This is a genomic window from Bifidobacterium sp. ESL1130, from assembly GCF_058507935.1.
In genome coordinates this window covers 788798-805905 of record NZ_CP196379.1, presented here as the reverse complement: position 1 = coordinate 805905, position 17108 = coordinate 788798, and the positions used below count along the sequence as shown (strand labels likewise).

The 17108-nt window shown below is 58.5% G+C and carries 14 protein-coding genes and 1 pseudogene; 4 read left to right on the top strand and 11 right to left on the bottom strand.

Annotation, left to right across the window (positions count from 1 at the left end; genetic code table 11):
* Positions 1–38 precede the first annotated feature (38 nt).
* From mraY to mraZ, 7 genes are read right to left on the bottom strand one after another with little or no spacing between them, the layout of a single operon-like run.
* Positions 39–1145, bottom strand: coding sequence for a phospho-N-acetylmuramoyl-pentapeptide-transferase (gene mraY / locus ACSYSO_RS03090; RefSeq protein ID WP_489798694.1), 1107 nt, complete (start codon positions 1143–1145; stop codon positions 39–41).
* A 19-nt stretch (positions 1146–1164) separates the two neighbouring features.
* A complete protein-coding gene (locus ACSYSO_RS03085) occupies positions 1165–2790 on the bottom strand; it encodes a UDP-N-acetylmuramoyl-tripeptide--D-alanyl-D-alanine ligase (RefSeq protein WP_489798696.1) in 1626 nt (541 codons plus the stop codon).
* A 26-nt stretch (positions 2791–2816) separates the two neighbouring features.
* Complete coding sequence (locus ACSYSO_RS03080; RefSeq protein ID WP_491701980.1) at positions 2817–3704, bottom strand: UDP-N-acetylmuramyl peptide synthase; 888 nt, start codon at positions 3702–3704, stop codon at positions 2817–2819.
* Between the two features lie 24 nt (positions 3705–3728).
* Complete coding sequence (locus tag ACSYSO_RS03075; RefSeq protein WP_491701979.1) at positions 3729–5522, bottom strand: peptidoglycan D,D-transpeptidase FtsI family protein; 1794 nt, start codon at positions 5520–5522, stop codon at positions 3729–3731.
* Positions 5522–6088 (bottom strand): cell division protein FtsL, encoded by a 567-nt coding sequence (ftsL, locus tag ACSYSO_RS03070; RefSeq protein ID WP_491701978.1) that lies wholly within the window; start codon positions 6086–6088, stop codon positions 5522–5524. Before ftsL ends, ACSYSO_RS03075 begins: the two co-directional genes overlap by 1 nt.
* Positions 6089–7099 carry a 16S rRNA (cytosine(1402)-N(4))-methyltransferase RsmH gene (gene rsmH / locus ACSYSO_RS03065; protein ID WP_491701977.1) on the bottom strand — a complete coding sequence of 337 codons (1011 nt, stop codon included), beginning with the start codon at positions 7097–7099 and terminating at the stop codon, positions 6089–6091.
* Between the two features lie 4 nt (positions 7100–7103).
* A complete protein-coding gene (gene mraZ, locus ACSYSO_RS03060) occupies positions 7104–7544 on the bottom strand; it encodes a division/cell wall cluster transcriptional repressor MraZ (RefSeq protein ID WP_489798950.1) in 441 nt (146 codons plus the stop codon).
* 482 nt (positions 7545–8026) lie between these two features.
* On the opposite strand from mraZ, the gene ACSYSO_RS03055 reads away from it, so the two are divergent.
* Positions 8027–10267, top strand: coding sequence for a HelD family protein (locus ACSYSO_RS03055; protein WP_489798704.1), 2241 nt, complete (start codon positions 8027–8029; stop codon positions 10265–10267).
* A gap of 142 nt (positions 10268–10409) precedes the next feature.
* Here ACSYSO_RS03055 and nrdR read toward each other — a convergent pair whose 3' ends face one another.
* Positions 10410–10853: a transcriptional regulator NrdR gene (gene nrdR / locus ACSYSO_RS03050; protein ID WP_489798706.1), complete on the bottom strand. Its 444-nt coding sequence runs from the start codon at positions 10851–10853 to the stop codon at positions 10410–10412.
* A gap of 262 nt (positions 10854–11115) precedes the next feature.
* Complete coding sequence (locus ACSYSO_RS03045) at positions 11116–11445, bottom strand: LysM peptidoglycan-binding domain-containing protein (RefSeq protein ID WP_489798707.1); 330 nt, start codon at positions 11443–11445, stop codon at positions 11116–11118.
* 258 nt (positions 11446–11703) lie between these two features.
* Here ACSYSO_RS03045 and lexA point away from each other — a divergent pair, with 258 nt between their 5' ends.
* Positions 11704–12585, top strand: a complete 882-nt coding sequence (lexA, locus tag ACSYSO_RS03040; RefSeq protein ID WP_491702051.1) for a transcriptional repressor LexA — start codon at positions 11704–11706, stop codon at positions 12583–12585.
* A 209-nt stretch (positions 12586–12794) separates the two neighbouring features.
* Here the strand turns inward: lexA and ACSYSO_RS03035 are convergent, their stop codons facing one another.
* Both ACSYSO_RS03035 and hflX read right to left on the bottom strand, forming a co-directional pair.
* Positions 12795–13757 (bottom strand): L-lactate dehydrogenase, encoded by a 963-nt coding sequence (locus tag ACSYSO_RS03035; RefSeq protein WP_489798708.1) that lies wholly within the window; start codon positions 13755–13757, stop codon positions 12795–12797.
* Positions 13758–13968: 211 nt separating this feature from the next.
* The gene (gene hflX / locus ACSYSO_RS03030; protein WP_491702050.1) at positions 13969–15492 is read right to left on the bottom strand and encodes a GTPase HflX; all 1524 of its coding nucleotides are present in this window, start codon (positions 15490–15492) and stop codon (positions 13969–13971) included.
* Between the two features lie 229 nt (positions 15493–15721).
* Here hflX and ACSYSO_RS03025 point away from each other — a divergent pair, with 229 nt between their 5' ends.
* Positions 15722–16423 carry a class I SAM-dependent methyltransferase gene (locus ACSYSO_RS03025; protein ID WP_491701976.1) on the top strand — a complete coding sequence of 234 codons (702 nt, stop codon included), beginning with the start codon at positions 15722–15724 and terminating at the stop codon, positions 16421–16423.
* Positions 16420–17071 (top strand): annotated as a pseudogene (locus ACSYSO_RS03020) (DEAD/DEAH box helicase); the annotation flags it as partial. The gene ACSYSO_RS03025 and the pseudogene ACSYSO_RS03020, both read left to right, overlap by 4 nt.
* Positions 17072–17108: the final 37 nt, after the last annotated feature.

Here is a 17108-nt window from a genome sequence, read left to right as displayed (position 1 = left end):
GCTCTATGTGTTTACCTGTTATATATGAATTCCGACCGTTAGAAAATCAACGGGCCGGATTTTGACACCCAGTCCCCATAGAAGATAACCACAGCAATGAGCATGAAGATGAATTCCACCATCCAGAAGCGCACCACGACCTTCGACTCGTTCCACCCCTTGAGTTCGAAATGATGATGAATGGGTGCCATCTTGAACACACGCTTATGCGTGAGCTTGAAGCATCCCACCTGAATCACGTCGCTCATGGCTTCCACCACGTACAGACCGCCCATGATCACGGCCAGGAACTCAGTGTGTGTGGCGATGGAAAGAGCCGCAAACAGGCCGCCCAGGGCCAACGAACCGGTGTCTCCCATAAAGATGGTAGCCGGGTTGGAGTTGTACCACAGGAACCCGAAGCAGGCGGCGGCCGCACAGGCGGCGATGATGGTCAGGTCAAGCGGATCAGAGACGGCATACGCATAGCCGGGATGACCGGCTCCCTTCAAATGGTAGCTCTGCCAGAAGGCAATGAGTGCGTAGCCGAAGAGCGAAATCATTGAGGAACCGGCGGCAAGACCATCCAACCCATCGGTCAGGTTGACGGCGTTGGTCCAAGCGGTCATCAGGAAGTTCACCCAGATCACGAAGATGATGATGGCCACAGCCTTGCCGGCGAACTCGAAACTGAAGAACGGCTTCTCGATGAAGCTCATACCCGCCTGAGCGCTGGGGAACCCGGACTGGGTGGGCAGAATAAGCGCCAACACCGCGTAGATGGTGGCGAAGATGAACTGGCCGATGAACTTGGCTTTTACCGAAAGTCCGAGGTTCTGCTTTTTGCGCACCTTGGCAAAGTCGTCGATAAAGCCCAACAGACCCATGGAGACCATGGCGTAGAGCACCAGCACAGCGGACCAAGAAGGTGCTTGACCGCGGGCAAAGAAACGGTAGAGTGCGGAAGCCCCCCAACCGGCGAGGACCGCCAAGATGATGACAAGGCCGCCCATGGTGGGAGTGCCACGCTTGACCTGATGTGACTTGGGGCCGTCCTGGCGAATGTATTGGCCGTAGTTCATACGGTGCACCAAGCGTATGAGCAGCGGGGTGCCAACAATGACCACCAGCAGTGACACCGCGATGCCTAAGATGAGGGAAATCAACGCTCCAACTCCATTTTCTTCACACTCGTTCCGTTGCCGTGCCGCGGCGCTCCCACGGGGTGCCGTATGGCTGCCACTGTTCCGCCAGGGCGCTCAACCCAGAAAAATGCGAACCTTTGAGCAGCACCACAGTGCCCGGATGGGCTGCGGCCAATCGTGCTACCACCCGATCGGCCTGCTGTGCACTATGCACTAATTTCACCACAACGGGGGTACTCCGGCGTTCAGACGGTGCCGCAGCCAGCGCCGAGGCTCCATTCGCCAAGCTCGATGCCAAGGAATCAAAGTGCTCATCGCTCTGGCTTCCCACTGCCACCAAGGCGTCGACTCCCATCTGCACAGCGTCCCGCCCCACGCGCTCATGCAGGTCAATTTCATCCTCGCCCAGCTCGAGCATGGCTCCCAACACCGCGATACGGTAAGGGTTCTCGCACTCACCTCTCCAACGCATCAGACCGGTGAGACCGGCGTGTACCGAGTCAGGATTGGCATTGTACGAATCGTCAATCAACGTAAATGAAGCGCCCGGCAAATCTACATGAGACAGTGCCATACGGTGTGGGCTGATGTGTGCCAACGCATGCAGGCGTTGCGCTATGGCAGCAAACGGAACCTCGAAATACAGAGCCACCGCGGCTGCCGCAAGTGCGTTGGCAACGTTATGCGCCCCCGGTATGCCAAGCGATACGGGTACCTGTCCTTGCGCAGTATGCAGGGTAAAGCTAGCTCGGTCGAGTTCATCAGTAGCTACGTCTCTTGCCCAGACCGTACTTCCAGCGGCGCGAGTGCGTTCCGAATCCTTATCCGCACCGACCTCAAACCACAGCACATCACCCGGAGCAAGGGCACTCATAGCCGCCACGCGCTCATCTTCGGCGTTAAGCACCACCACCCCACCAGGGCGCAATCCCTGCACGATTTCACTTTTTGCCTGTGCGATGCGTTCCACAGAACCAAATTCGCCGACGTGCGCCACGCCGACCTTGAGCACCACCGAGACATCAGGAGGGGCAATGCTCACCAGATTCGCGATTTCACCAACATGGTTGGCTCCCATCTCGGCAATCAGGAACCGTGTGTCGCTTCCTACCTGCAACGCGGTGAGTGGCAGACCGATAGCGTTATTGAACGAGCCGACGGGCGCAACCGTGGGTCCTTCAGGCTCCAACAGAGCGTTGAGCATGTCTTTCGTGGTCGTCTTGCCGACCGATCCGGTGATGCCGATGATCGAGAACGCCCCCGGCAGCTCACGCCTGAGTTCAAGATTCGTTCGTGCCAAACGCCCGAGCGCACGCACGGTGGGTTCATGTTCAATCTCATACTCGGCGGTACGCGCGCGTACCGACTCCCCATCCACAGCCTGCTGCGGGGGTTCGCCACCCACCACAATCTGAGTCACGTCAGCTCCCGGCACTGCCCGGCTCACCAACGCCGCCACAGCACCTTTGGCCCCTGCGCCCGGCACATAGTCATGACCATCCACCCGTTCCCCGGCAATGGCCACAAATACCGTACCCGGAGCTATCTGCCGAGAGTCCGCGACCACCGTCGTGGCCACAGCTCCCGCAGGCACCTCGCCATGTTCAGGCGGCACCACCGTACCGTCAACGCTGCGAGCGATCTGCTCCACGCTCATCGCCATCATGGCCGAACCTCTTTCCCCGAAACTTCCTACCGCATCTCCTGCGCCACGCGCAACGCGCTGCGTATGTTGCCGCGCCTCACTCCAGCGCTCAACGCCATGGCGATCGCCAACGCAAGCCTGCGGCGACTACGCAGCGAATCCACGCCGCTCGACGTCGGTGCCTGGGAGGCCATCCAGCTCGCCTCCTCACCCACCTGCGTGAGTTTGAAGCCCTCACCGACGCTGAACCCATAACGGGCACACACCGCCGAAACCAGCTCCCGCGGCGTGACATCGACGAGTTTAAGACCCGTGCCAAGCACGTCGACACTCACACCTTGCAAGGCGTCGGCCGCCAAAGTCTGCGCATCCGCAGAGATCACCACCGCCGTTGCACTGTCTTCCAAGCACACCGACAACATGTGTTGTACTCCTAAGATACTCAACGGGTACTCCATGTTCAAGGTTCTCTCAAGGGACGAAGAACCGGCCGCGCTCAACACTCCTACCGGATTGCCCAAGTCATGGAGGAAGTCGGCCAGACGCACCACTTGGGCCTGTGTCTCATCGGGATCATCCCCACATATTGCGAACACGGCAAGGATGCTTGACGGCGAACCGGCGATGTCTGAGGCAATGTTTCCAATCTGCGCGGCACTTGGCTTGGCGCTGAGCCGGGGAACAGTGAGTTCGGTTCGATCCTCAGGAGGCAATAAGACACCATATGCGCCACGCTGCTCAGCCAAGACCAGGTCGGCTTCGCTGTAGCCGGTGCGCGGGATATAAAGCGCGCCCGGTTTGACGTCTCCGGGCTTATCCGCCAAAGAAGTAACCGTCACGTTCCCTGCCTGCGGCGGCACCAAATCAAAACCGCAATGGTTCGCCACCGCTCCCAATGTCAGGTGTTGGCCCATGGCCTCATTCACCGCACTCATGGCATGCGCTCCCTTCCATCAGGTTCACCATTCCGTGGGAATGGCGTCGGTGCGCGGCGTAGACGTCGGCACCTCGTACTTTTGCATCAAAAACTCAGCTATCTGCTTGAACAACGGGCCCGCAGTCATGCCGCCGTAAGCACCCTGCGGGTTCTTGAGCACCACAGTGACCACAAACCGCGGATTGTCTGCAGGAATGACGCCCGCCCAATCGCTGACGATTGAGCTGAGTTTGCCGTCGTTGCCACGCACCTCAGCGGTACCACTCTTTGCTGCGATGCGGTAGCCCTGTACCGAGGCGAACTTCTGATAGTGATCGGCTGCGGATTCCATCGCATTGAGCAACTGGTCACTGACCTGCTTGTCAATGACCCGCGTGCCTTCGTCCGTTGACGAGGACTCCACATGACCATCGGGATTGGTGACCGATTTGACCAGTTGCTGCTTGTGGAACACACCACCGTCGGCCACCGTGGTGATGGCATTCGTCAGCTGCAGGATATTGGTGGCGTATCCCTGTCCGAACAGCACCGTATCGCGCGTTCGCCCGTCCCAGCTCTGCGGGTTGGTGAGCGTGCCCCGCGATTCTCCGGGCAGGTTCAGCCCACTGGATTCACCGATGCCGAATTTGGTGAGGAAGTCGTAGCGGTCGGCGTCCGTATACTTGTCCGAGGCCATCACCATGCCGACGTTGGAGGATTCCTGGAGAATGCCGGCCAGTGTCCAATGTTCCAGACCATGGTCGGTAGAATCTTTGAAAACCTGACCCGTCTTGTCAATGTGGTCGGGCACGGTGAACTGATCCGTCAGCTGATGCAATCCCAGCTGCAGCATGCCGGCAAGAGAGAACACCTTGCCGATGGATCCGGGTTCGAACGTCTGGTTGACAGCGCGTGAGACATTGAGTTTGGCATCAGGGGAACCGGCCACGATCTGATCGGAATCGTCGAGGGCGATGATCTGATGCGTTTTGACATCCTCGACTGCGGCAATACCCCAATCAGCGTTGTACTGCTGCTTGCCGTCGGTCAGCACTTTCTTGACGTACCAGTCCACATCGGAATCGATCGTCAGATGCACGTCGCTGCCGTCTTTGGCGTCCTTGGACTTGGTCATGGTGCCGGGGATCTCTTCGCCACCATTGCCTTGCTGGTATTGCTTGTACCCGTCCGTACCGTCGAGCAGCTTGTTCTCCATCTGCTCGATACCCGAGGCGCCCTGCTCCTTGTCGTCCACACCGCCCAGCAGCGCTCCCATCATGGTGCCGTTGGTGTAGACCCTGTCTTCGCTGAGTTCTCCGTACACCGCACCGGCAAGGTTGAGTTTGTCGATGGAGCGTTTGACTTCGGGAGCCACATCCTTGGCCAGAATAAGGTAGCGGCTCTGCACACTGAGCTTGGCTCCCAAGTCCATTGCCGACATGCCCAGCACCGGGGCTATAAGTCTGGCGACCGCCGCCGCTCCGTCCACACCCACCGGTTTGCCGTCGATGGATTGGCAGTAGCTTTTCGTTGCCTTGGTGCAATCGGTGGGCTTGAACTCCTGCGAAGCCACAGGGTCGGCCACGATGGTATACCGTTCCAGACTTTGCGCCAACACCGCGCCGTTGGTATCGAGAATCTTGCCGCGACGGCTGTGGATGGGAACGGTAAGCGTTCTGCCCTTGGCGGCTGCCGCAGCCATGGATTTGCCGTTGATCAACTGGATGCTGACGAGTTCGCCCAAACAGAATGCCGCCAGCACCGCAAGCACCAGAGCGACAGACAGGCTTCGCTTGGCGAATTTCTTGGTTTTCAACGAGTTGAAGAAGGCGAACATTACCTCGCCTTCCCGGCCTGCTGCGCGTCCCCTTGACCCGACTGCCCGCCATTGCCCGCATCCTGAGCGGGTTGCGGTGCTTGTTGTGGCTGCTGGCCTTCGCCCTGGGTTCCGTCTGCCGGTGCTGCAGCTTGAGCAGCGCCGCTTAAGTCGACAGAAATCGAACCTTGCTGCGGCACCATGCCCATCTGCTGGGCCTTGTCCGGCAAACTGGCTTCCAGCCGGTCAAGCTGAGCCTGGTCGTCCTGCACATCTTGACTGAGTTTGCTGATGTTATCCCTGGCTTGGGATTGCGAGAACGAATTTTGTTCCATTTGCGTGCGCAGAACCAACGAGCCGAACAACGAGAAGCACAGGAACGCCACTGCAATCACCATGTTGACGACGCTCACGGTACGTCCCTTGGCCCACTGCAGCAAGCCTGTACCACGCTCATGCTCCTGGCGCGCCTTATCCGCGCCTCCACGCACAACATGCAGTTGTGGGCGTGTGGGGGCGGACTGCCCTCTGGTTGTGTGACGTGAGGGGGCCGCCGACGAACGCGCCGATCGTGCTGGTGCCGCCATTTACCGTTCCCCTTCCTGTGTTGCTTGCCTGAATGCGTCTTGCCATCGTCCGGGAATCGGTCTGACCAATTCCACTCCTCTCAACCTCACCGAGGCCGCTCGCGAGTTGCGCTGCAATTCTTCAGCGTCGGCTTTCACTGCCCCACGAGTGAGTTCGGCAAAGAACGGTTTGGCTTCTTGCGGCACCACCGGCAGGTCTGCCGGGGCGTCAACATTCAGCCCCTGCGCCATGAAACGCTTCACGGTTTTGTCTTCCAACGAGTGGTAGGACTCCACCACCAGCCGACCATGGGGCGCCAAGTGCAACGCAATCTGAGGCAAGGTGCGTTTAAGCTTGTCGAGCTCGCCGTTCACTTCGATGCGGAGCGCTTGGAACACTCGTTTGCCGGGATTGCCTTTGGCACGGTGGGCGCGCGGAATCACACGGTCTATGAGTTCGCTCAACTGCTTGGAGGATGTGAAGGGGTGTTCCTGACGGTCATGGACGATGGCTTTGGCAATGGGGCGGGAGAAACGTTCCTGGCCGTAGTCGCGGAAGATGCGCGTCAACGCGTCGGCATCGTACTGTTCGAGCACCGTCTGTGCGGTCAGTTCCTGACTGGTATCCATGCGCATGTCCAGCGGCGCGTCGTGCGAATAGGAGAATCCACGTTCCGTCTCATCGATTTGCAAGCTTGACAGCCCCAGATCCATGAACACCGCGTTCACGGTGCTCACACCGAGGTCCTGCAGCACGGCATCGAAGTCGTCGAACGGCGCGTGCACCGCAGTGAATCGGTCGGACAAACCCAACTGTTCCATACGTTCGCTTGCCAACGCCAGCGCTTCCGTATCACGGTCGATGCCGATAAGCCGCGCTTGCGGTGCGGCCTGCAGGAAGTGGGAGGCGTGTCCGGCCAGTCCGAGCGTGCAGTCCACCACCACACTGCCGGGTTCGTTCAGAGCCGGAGCTATGAGGTCAACACATGCTTCGAGGAGTACCGGAGCATGAATGGCTGAAGTATCTGTCATGCGTTCACCACCCCATGTCTGGTAGTACGTCGTCGGCGATGTCCGAATATCCCTGTTCCTTATCGGCCAGGTACTGCTCCCAGGACTGCCTGTTCCAGATTTCCGCACGGGTGCCCACACCAATCACCACGATGTCGTCTCCCAATGAGGCATAGTCACGCAGCATCGGCGGTACGAGCACGCGGCCCTGCTTGTCGGGGCTTTGATCGACGGCGCCGGAAAGGAACACACGCAGATAATCACGAGCGGCCTTGTTGCCCATCGAAGTTCGTTGAATGCGCATGGCGATGCGTCGGAACTCGGCTTGCGGCAGCAGATACACGCAGCGTTCCTGGCCTCGTGCCATCATCATGCCTTCACCGAGTTGGGCACGCAGTTTGGCAGGAAGAGCCATACGCCCTTTGGCGTCGATTTTTGGGGTGTAGGTACCAAGGAGCAACGGCATGAAATCAGATTCGACCGCGTTCGGCGTGTCGCCAGCCTGAAGCTGCTGCACGGACTCGGCATTCATCATGGCGCCGGTGGGGGCGGACTGAACTGAGCTCGCATAATCTTGCGAAGAATCGCCTGATTTCTGGCTGTTTCGCAGCTGATCCACCGTGCACCCCCTCACCCGCTGTGACAATAATCCGAACAACTTCTCACCACTTTACCCCACCTCTCCCCATTCTGTGCCATTTCATTACAATTTTTTGCCATTTCTCAGATTTTTGCCATTTCTCAATTTTTTGCCATATCTCAGAAAAATTCCCACACCCCTCTTAGCCCAGCGCAGACCCTCGCTCACACGTAGGGCGTAGGCGATATATTTGATTGCCCGGATTTTGCGCACGTCATCGCAAACAAATCTCCGTACGCAAGCCCACCGGAGCATCCTCTGCAACGCTCCGACACACCGGCAACCACAGGTACCGTAAAGGAACAGACATGTCGAATTACTCGTCACAAATGAACATCGAGCAGCAGGCCGTCACCCGAGCCTACGCACGACTCGACTCATTACGCGAGCAGACACGCACACGCCTCGATGCCGTACGCGCAGCCGGATCCCACGGGTCGCCCACCATGCGCACCGAACGGGACTCATTCGCGACCATGTACGAAGACCAGCTCACGGCCTTGCGCGCCGTGGAAGACCGACTGGTGTTCGGCCGCATTGACAACACCGATGGGCAGCAGCGCTACATCGGTCGCATCGGCCTGTCCAGCGAAACCCATGAGCCTCTGCTCACCGACTGGAGGGCCGAAGCCGCAAGGCCGTTCTACGAGGCCACGCCAGCCGCACACGGCAACACGGTGATGCGCCGCCATATCACATTGAAATTCCGCGACGTGGTCAGCATCGAAGACGAGGTGCTCGACGTGCACTCCACACAGGTCGGCGACGCCCAACGCTCCGGCACCCTGACCGGCGAAGGCGCACTACTTGCCTCACTCAACTCCAAACGTACCGGCAAGATGACCGACATCGTAGCCACCATTCAAGGCGAGCAGGACCGCATCATCCGCAGCCCATTAGAAGGCGCCGTGGTAGTGCAAGGCGGACCGGGAACCGGCAAAACCGCAGTAGCGCTCCACCGGGCCGCATACCTGCTGTACACCTACCGACGCAAACTGCAAAGCTCCGGCGTGCTCGTCGTCGGCCCCAGCAACGCATTCCTGCATTACATCGATCAGGTGCTGCCCTCACTGGGAGAAACCGGCGTGGTTTCACGCACGTTGAGCGACCTCATACCCGGCATTCAGACCACCGTTCGAGACAGTCCTGAAGTCGCCAGGATCAAGGGCCGCAAACACATGGCCTCCGCCATCGCCAACGCGGTAGCCGCGCGCGAACGCATTCCGGAACAACTCCCCAGCGTCACCGTCAACGGCTTTACAGTGCGCATGACTCGCGCCGACCTGGAACAGGCTCTAGGAGACGCCAAGCGCACCCGCAAGCCGCACAACCAAGCGCGAGAGACCTTTGTACGCAGCGCTTTGCATGCGCTGCGCCACCGGTATATCGAACAGCTTGACTACGAACCGGGGCACGACGAGATAGCGGACGTTGACGGCCAGATCAAACTCGACGACCGCGTACGCCGCACATTGAACCTGGCATGGTTGCCGATGACCGGAACCTGGCTCGTCGATCAGATGTTTGCCAAACCCGAACAGCTACGACGATTCGCCCCTTGGCTTTCCGAGCATGAGATACAGCTGCTCACCCGTCCCAAGGGCTCGCCATTCACCATCTCCGACATTCCCCTGCTTGATGAGGCAATGGAATTATTGGGTCCCGACCCCAAACAGGCCGCCGCCCAAGCTGCACGCGACGCAAAGCGACGCGAAGAGGAACAGTTCGCCAAGGATACGCTTGCCCAGTCCGGCATTGGGTCAGGCATTGTGACCTCAAGCATGCTGTTGGACAACATCAACGGTTTGGACGACGAGGAGCTGGCACAGAAGGCAGGCGCTGACCGGGAATGGACATATGGGCATGTGGTGGTGGACGAAGCCCAGGAACTCACTGCCATGGATTGGCGCATGCTGGTGCGCCGCTGCCCTTCTCGCTCGTTCACGATCGTAGGCGACGTTGCGCAGACTTCCGCACTCGGCGGCACCCGCCGGTGGGAGTCGAGCATGAACGCGATTTTCGGACAGGATGGCTGGGATCTCAACGAGCTGACCATCAACTACCGCAATCCACAGGAAATTTCCGAACAGGCCAGTACGTTCGCTCGCCGTGAGGGGCTGTATATCTCCACCACACAGGCGGTTCGGCACGTGCCCGATGCCGCCGAGCAGCACAACTACCGAGACGAAACGAGCCTCATTGCCGAACTGCCGGATGTGGTGGCGCAGCTGAGTGAGCAGTACATCGCCGATGACGGCACAGGGCGCGTGGCCGTTATTGCACCATCCGCTTTGCTGGAGACCATACATACGGCGCTCACAGAAGCCAGTGCCATCAACCAGCAGCAGCTGAAGAACGAACAGATTCATATATGCGATGCCCAAACCGTCAAGGGACTTGAATACGACGCAGTCGTGCTGGTACAGCCCGCCGGCATTGAAGAAGAAGCACCGTCACGTCTTTCGGCTGCAGCTGACTTGTATGTGGCCATGACCCGCCCCACACAGCGACTGGTGACCATGCAGACCGAAGAGAACTCTCGAGATTAGAACCCATGCACGCGACCCAAAATTAACTGCACAGACGACCCATGCTGCTTCGTCATGAGCACGCTACGCCCGGGACGTGCCTTGTTGTTGTTAATTTCCGATATGTCAGTCCTGATGCCGCGGTCCCAATGCCGCGACGCTGTCAGTCCTGACGCAGATCGTCGATGGCTTCTTGGAAGTCATCGAGACCGTCAAAGTTGCTGTACACACTGGCAAAGCGAAGATATGCCACAAGGTCCAATTCCCTCAATGGCTTGAGTATGGCTTTGCCTATCTCATCGGATTTAACTTGCGCCAATCCTTGCGAACGGAGGTCTTCCTCCACTTTTTGCCCCAGCTGTTTCAGGTCTTCCTCGGCTATGGGTCTGCCTTGGCATGCCTTACGAACTCCAGAGATCACCTTGGCTCTGTCGAACGGCTCCACGTTTCCGGAACGCTTGGTGACCAACAGCATCGTGGTCTCCACCGTCGTGAACCGTTTGCCACAGTGCGGGCATTCGCGACGACGGCGTATGGCATGACCATCCTCGCTGATACGAGTATCAACGACCTTGGTATCTGAGTTCTGGCAAAACGGGCAGTGCATGCATTCCACACTACCGGCACGGTGCGAGAAGCGCACAGCTCCACAACGACTCAAACCCAAGACATCCATTGATTCACTTGAGCCAATCAACTCAACAGCACGCGTGTCAATAGGACAGCAAACTCACACATGCCAATCTTCCCTCAGACACAAAGTGCCCATTGCCTGCCAAACCAGCCAGACCTCAGACATCGCGCGATTGCACGATTACACGAGCACACGAACACACAATCACGCAATCGCACAATCATATATCCGCGCTTCATCCCATTGACGGCACCAATAATCGCTGCCCAGGCTCAAGTGAAGGCGAGTCAAGCTGATTGATGTGCATCAGCTCACTCACTGTCTGGGTAACATCACCACCCTCAGGAGTGGCTCGCTCGGCGTATTTCCACAACGTATCGCCCTGAGAAACGGTGTAGCTCACTACAGCCGAAGTTTCGTCAGGAACCGAGGGGCGCATCTTCATGGCCTGACTCCAACCAAACACCGCAGCACACACCAACAGCACAGCCATGACCGCGAAGAGCAAACCGGTCCACGCATCCTCTTCTCGTTCCTCATGCTCAACCGTATAGACCGGTGCCATTTGACAATCTGCCGATCCTGCAGCGCTGCGAACAACATGTCCAGATCGCGAAGAGGCATGAGCAGCGGTTGAACCATGCGATGGACTTCCATAAGAGTGTGACATCATGCTACCTTTCGAACATATGCACTATCGAACATATGTTCTATAGTTGCACACATGTTCGATTATCGCAACTTCACATTCGAACATCTGTTTGATTTTTTACATCACCTACGCTATGCTCGAATAAGACAGGAAAGGACCATCGTGAGCACTATCCCCTTCACCCCGCGCCCAGAGGCGCGCGAGCACCATAGCGGCAAGCGCACCGATACGCTGACCGATCGTCAGCTCAAGGTTCTCCATGCCATTCGCCGGCACGTCAACAGGTATGGCTTCGCCCCCTCATTCAGAGAAATCGGCGATGAAGTCGGCCTAAAAAGCACCTCGTCCGTCAAGCATCAGTTGCAAGTGTTGCAAGACAAGGGCCTACTGCGTATGAATGCCAATAAGGGCCGTGCCATCGAGTTGGTGGACACTTCCTCTTCACGCTCGCAAAATAACAGCAGCGCACCAGAGGGCATCCCGGGAAGCGATATGCCCGAAAACGGCACCGCTGCAAGCGCAGACGGCAATGCCTCATCACATGACATCAACGGTCTTGAACAACGCACAGTACGAGCGGACATGTCTACCGATGCCGGCAATACACCGTCCGGCACCGCCCAGTCAGCCACCATCATCCCATTCCCTTCATTTGCAGACGAGCAGGAGTCCATCGCCGAGTCCCGGGACGTGCCATTGGTCGGCCGGATAGCCGCCGGCGTTCCCATCACCGCCGAGCAGCACATTGAAGATGTTATGAGGCTTCCGGAGCGCCTCACAGGCAACGGCAATCTGTTCATGCTCGAGGTGCATGGCGATTCGATGATTGACGCAGCCATATGCGACGGAGACTTCGTGGTAGTGAGAGAGCAGCCCAACGCTTCCAACGGAGACATCGTGGCCGCGCTGTTGGACGGCGAAGCGACGGTGAAAACCTTCCAGAAGGATCATGGCCATGTGTGGCTCATGCCGCACAATCCCGCGTACTCTCCGATCGACGGCACGTATGCGACCGTGATGGGCAAGGTCGTCACCGTACTGCGCAAAATTTAGCGGTCATCTCCTGCCCCCGCACCGAAAATCATACAGTTAGTGCCTTGCACCACCTTCTATCGATGGTGCAAGGCACTTACTGTTACCTTCTGCCATATTCAATCATGCTGCAATGCAATTGAGCAATACGCTTGCACTACGCCCTATTGCAACTACGCCCAGTTGCCATGCACGGCGAACCAGCAGATCCACCGTGCATGGCACAGAGGCTAGAAGCCGAACTTGGCAACCGTCTCCTTCAGCGTCTCTGCAGAACGCTTCAATGCTGCCAGCTCCTTATCGGAGACCGGAGTGTTGATCTGCGAATTGACGCCGGAACGATTCAGCAGCGTCGGCACGGACATACACACATCCGAAATGCCATGGAAATCGTTGAGCCAGGAGGATACCGGGAGAATACGGTTCGTATCGTTCATGATCGCATCGATGATGTCGACGCCAGACATGGCGATGGCATAGTTCGTAGCACCCTTGCCGTTGATGATGCGGTATGCTGCGTTCTTCACCTCTTGGTGGATCTCCTCGCGCTTGGCGTCACCGAGCGGCTCATGTCCCGGCAGTTCCTTCCAGTCGCACATCGGCACGCCACCGATGGTGGCCGAAGCCCACAGCGGCACTTCAGAATCACCGTGTTCACCGGCGATGTAGGCGTGCACGTTCTTCACGTTGACACCGGTCTGCTGGGCGATGAGGAAACGCAGACGAGCGGAATCGAGGTTGGTGCCCGAGCCGAACATCTGAGTGGCCGGCATACCGGAAAGCTTGAGCGAAACCTGGGTGACAATGTCAACAGGATTGGTGATGAGCATATAAATGGCATTCGGAGCCACTTTGGTCACCGCAGGAATAATCGACTTCATGATGCCGATCGTGGCCTCAGCCAAATCAAGGCGGGACTGACCTGGCTTCTGTCGTGCGCCGGCAGTGATGACCACCATATCCGCGTCACGGCAAATCTCCACGTCATCGGACCCGTCGATGGAAACCGCCGGGTAGAAGCTTGAGCCATGCTGCATGTCGAGCACCTCGGCCTCGACACGTTCCTTGTTGACATCCTCAAGCACGATCTGACGGGCAATGCCGCGCTGTGCAGCGGTGAACGCCAGAGTGGAACCAACAGCACCCGCACCGATAACAGCGAGCTTCGTAGGCTTAATGGTGGAATCAACCATAACAATGAACCTTCTATCTTCTTCAAACACGGGAGTGTCCAGTCTCCCAGACTTGTGGTGGACTATGCGACCACATGCCGCCAGGCGCAAAACCGGCCTGTGCGACGTTCCGTCCTAGATGATAGCAGTCTCACCTGTCATTAACATCACATGAACGACATGGGCGTTTCTCCTGTCAGCTTACGTATTACAGACCGGTTTATGCGCAGGCTCACGCCATATCCGCACCCGTACCTGCACGCGCAGCAGCACCATCTTCATCCAACGCCTCGCTCATGATCTTTGACGCCAGTCGGTCATCCACCTGAGCTTCCAGCCCAATGCCTTCGGCCAGATATTCCACGCGGTCCACAACTCCGAACCGTCGCACTTGGTCCAGCAGCGAGCCTCCAGAACCATACGGCAGCACCGCTTGAACATGCACTGCAGGCTTGGGCAGCAGCGTTTCGACCGCCTGCTTGAGTTCTTCCACACCTTCCCCGGTGCGTGCGGAAACCATGAATGACTCCGGCTCAAGGTTTGACAGTCGTTCCAGCACACCCGGCTGCGCCAAGTCACGCTTGTTGAAGGCCAGTACGCGAGGTATACGCTCGACACCGGCTATGCCGGCCAGCACCTCGCCCACGGCTCGGATCTGCGCCAACGGGTCTGGGTATGAGGCATCAACAACGTGCAGAATCACGTCAGCCTCTCCCACTTCTTCCAGCGTGGACTTGAACGCTTCCACCAGTTGAGTGGGTAGACGACGCACAAAGCCCACCGTGTCAACGTACGTGTATGAACGCCCGTCTTCAGCCTTTGCGCCGCGAACCGCAGTGTCAAGCGTGGCGAACAGAGCATTCTCCACCAGCTCGCGAGCGCCGGTAAGCCGGTTGGTGAGCGAAGATTTGCCGGCATTGGTGTACCCCACCACGGCTACGGTGGGCAGACCGGTGCGCCGCCTTGAACCGCGTTTGACTTCGCGCCCTGGAGCCATGGCGGCAATCTGGCGTTTGAGTCTGGATATTCTTGTGCGGATCACGCGTCGATCCATCTCGATTTTGGTTTCGCCCGGGCCTCTGGACCCGATGCCGCCGTTCACTCCCGCTGCCTGTCCGCCGGCTTGGCGTGAAAGTGAGGCGCCCCAGCCACGCAGTCTGGGCAGCATGTATTCGAGTTGCGCCAACTCCACCTGCGCTTTGCCTTCACGGCTGGTGGCGTGCTGGGCGAAGATATCGAGAATGACCGCGGTGCGATCCACCACTTTGACCTTTGCGACGTCTTCGAGCCCACGGCGCTGGCTCGGTGCCAAGTCGCCGTCCACCACGATGGTGTCAGCTTCTTCTCTGGCTACGATACCGGCTATTTCTTTGGCTTTTCCTGCACCCACGTAGGTGGCGGCATCTGGTTTGAGCCGGTGTTGCAGCACACCGTCACATACTTGGGCGCCGGCGGTTTGCGCGAGCGCGGCCAGTTCCCTGAGCGACTCCTCTGCTTTGGCGGCTGTGGTTTCGGCATTCGACCACACGCCTACGAGCACGACCCGTTCCAGTCGCACTTGACGCACTTCCACTTCGGTGATGTCTTGCAATTCACCCAAGCCAGCCACGTGTTTCAGCGCATTGCGAGATTCTCGTTCTTGCCAAGCCTGTTCGTCGGCCGTCTCGGCGCTCTGGCCGTCGATCAGTACATCGCTGTGCAGATCGAGCACATCATGGTAACCGCCGCGGCGCGCAGTCGTCTCCTGAAACGGCACAGCCGCGTTGCCGGTCTTGTGCTCCGTATGGCGCTCAGCTGTCTCTTGCTGTTCTGCGGAACCTCCTTGAACATGTGGTTCCGTCGCTTGCTGGTGTGACGACCGTCGGGTCGCTGCATGCTGTGTCAATAACACCTCGCCTATCGCTGTTCGACAATGGTTTTATTATGATTGTTTTGGCAGACAAGACAGGCTGTGTCGATCGGCCACAGGAGCAGAGGGAGGCGGCATGCACGAGCAGGCACACACGACGGAGCCGGGACATCAATCACAACAGTATTTCGCTTCTTCCCCGCAAACACCGCACAAGCGCCGCACACTCCAGGTCACGTTGCGAGGGCACGAGGTAACGGTGACGAGCGACGCAGGGGTGTTCTCCAACTCGCGTCTCGACCTTGGTACGTCGGTGTTGCTGCGCCACGCTCCCGAACCACCGGCGACCGGAACGATGCTTGACATTGGCTGTGGCTGGGGGCCGATCGCCTTAGCGCTGGGACTGGAGCGACCTCAGTGCGACGTGTGGGCGCTTGATGTCAACAATCGTGCGCTTGAGCTGACACAAGACAACGCGCAGGCCTTGTCGCTATCTCATATCCACGCGGTTCATGCCGACGAGATTCCAGCTGATGTGGGCTTCGATCTTATCTGGTCGAATCCGCCCATTCGCGTGGGCAAAGAGGCGTTGCGCGAACTGCTTATGGCTTGGCTGCCTCGTCTAAACCTAGGAGGGGCCGCCTATTTGGTGGTTCAACGCAATTTGGGGGCGGATTCGCTTATTCCCTGGCTGGCACAGGCGCTCGGCGATGAGTTCGGCGTGAGCAAATATGCCAGTTCCAAGGGGTTCAGAGTCATTGAGGTAACGCGCGCAGCATCATCGCAGAGCGCATCACCACAGACCTCTGCACCACAGACGAAGGCAATGCAGGCATGAAATACGAATACCCAACGGTTCTTCCAGTCAGCGCCGCACACGACCGCATTGTGCAGGCCGTGCGTGAGTCGCAAGTGGTCATCATCTCCGGGCAGACGGGATCGGGCAAAACCACGCAGATTCCCAAGATGCTCATGGAAATGGGACGAGGGACCCACGGCAGGCAGATCGTGCATACCCAACCCCGCCGTTTGGCGGCACGAACGGTGGCCGAGCGCCTGTGCGAGGAGACCGGGACGCGCTTGGGCGACGAGATCGGCTATCAGGTGCGGTTCACGGATGAGAGCTCGAAGGACACACGACTGCGCATCGTCACAGACGGCATTCTGCTGGCGCAGATTCAGCGCGACCCCAAGCTCAACCGTTACGACACCATCGTCATTGACGAGGCGCATGAGCGCAGTCTCAACATTGATTTTCTGCTCGGCTATCTCACTGCCCTGCTGCCCAAGCGGCGCGATTTGAAACTCATCATCACTTCGGCCACCATTGACTCGCAAAAGTTCCAGGAGCATTTCGAGCACGCACTGCACACCAGCGTACCGGTCATCGAAGTATCCGGGCGTACGTACCCGGTGCAGGTGGTGTATGAACCCATAGGCGGCGTTCCGGCACTGATGCGGCATGTGCCCGGATTCGTCGATGGGTCGCTCCCCCAGGCGGGACAGGAACGCGACGGAAGCGC

Excerpts from the sequence above, each read along its gene's own strand:
- ACSYSO_RS03055 (WP_489798704.1), top strand. The coding sequence starts at position 8,027 with ATGTCGAATTACTCGTCACAAATGAACATCGAGCAGCAGGCCGTCACC.
- ACSYSO_RS03080 (WP_491701980.1), bottom strand. The coding sequence starts at position 3,704 with ATGAGTGCGGTGAATGAGGCCATGGGCCAACACCTGACATTGGGAGCG.
- ftsL (WP_491701978.1), bottom strand. The coding sequence starts at position 6,088 with ATGGCGGCACCAGCACGATCGGCGCGTTCGTCGGCGGCCCCCTCACGT.
- ACSYSO_RS03025 (WP_491701976.1), top strand. The coding sequence starts at position 15,722 with ATGCACGAGCAGGCACACACGACGGAGCCGGGACATCAATCACAACAG.
- rsmH (WP_491701977.1), bottom strand. The coding sequence starts at position 7,099 with ATGACAGATACTTCAGCCATTCATGCTCCGGTACTCCTCGAAGCATGT.
- ACSYSO_RS03045 (WP_489798707.1), bottom strand. The coding sequence starts at position 11,445 with ATGGCACCGGTCTATACGGTTGAGCATGAGGAACGAGAAGAGGATGCG.
- ACSYSO_RS03085 (WP_489798696.1), bottom strand. The coding sequence starts at position 2,790 with ATGATGGCGATGAGCGTGGAGCAGATCGCTCGCAGCGTTGACGGTACG.
- ACSYSO_RS03075 (WP_491701979.1), bottom strand. The coding sequence starts at position 5,522 with ATGTTCGCCTTCTTCAACTCGTTGAAAACCAAGAAATTCGCCAAGCGA.
- ACSYSO_RS03035 (WP_489798708.1), bottom strand. The coding sequence starts at position 13,757 with ATGGTTGATTCCACCATTAAGCCTACGAAGCTCGCTGTTATCGGTGCG.
- mraZ (WP_489798950.1), bottom strand. The coding sequence starts at position 7,544 with ATGCCGTTGCTCCTTGGTACCTACACCCCAAAAATCGACGCCAAAGGG.
- nrdR (WP_489798706.1), bottom strand. The coding sequence starts at position 10,853 with ATGCACTGCCCGTTTTGCCAGAACTCAGATACCAAGGTCGTTGATACT.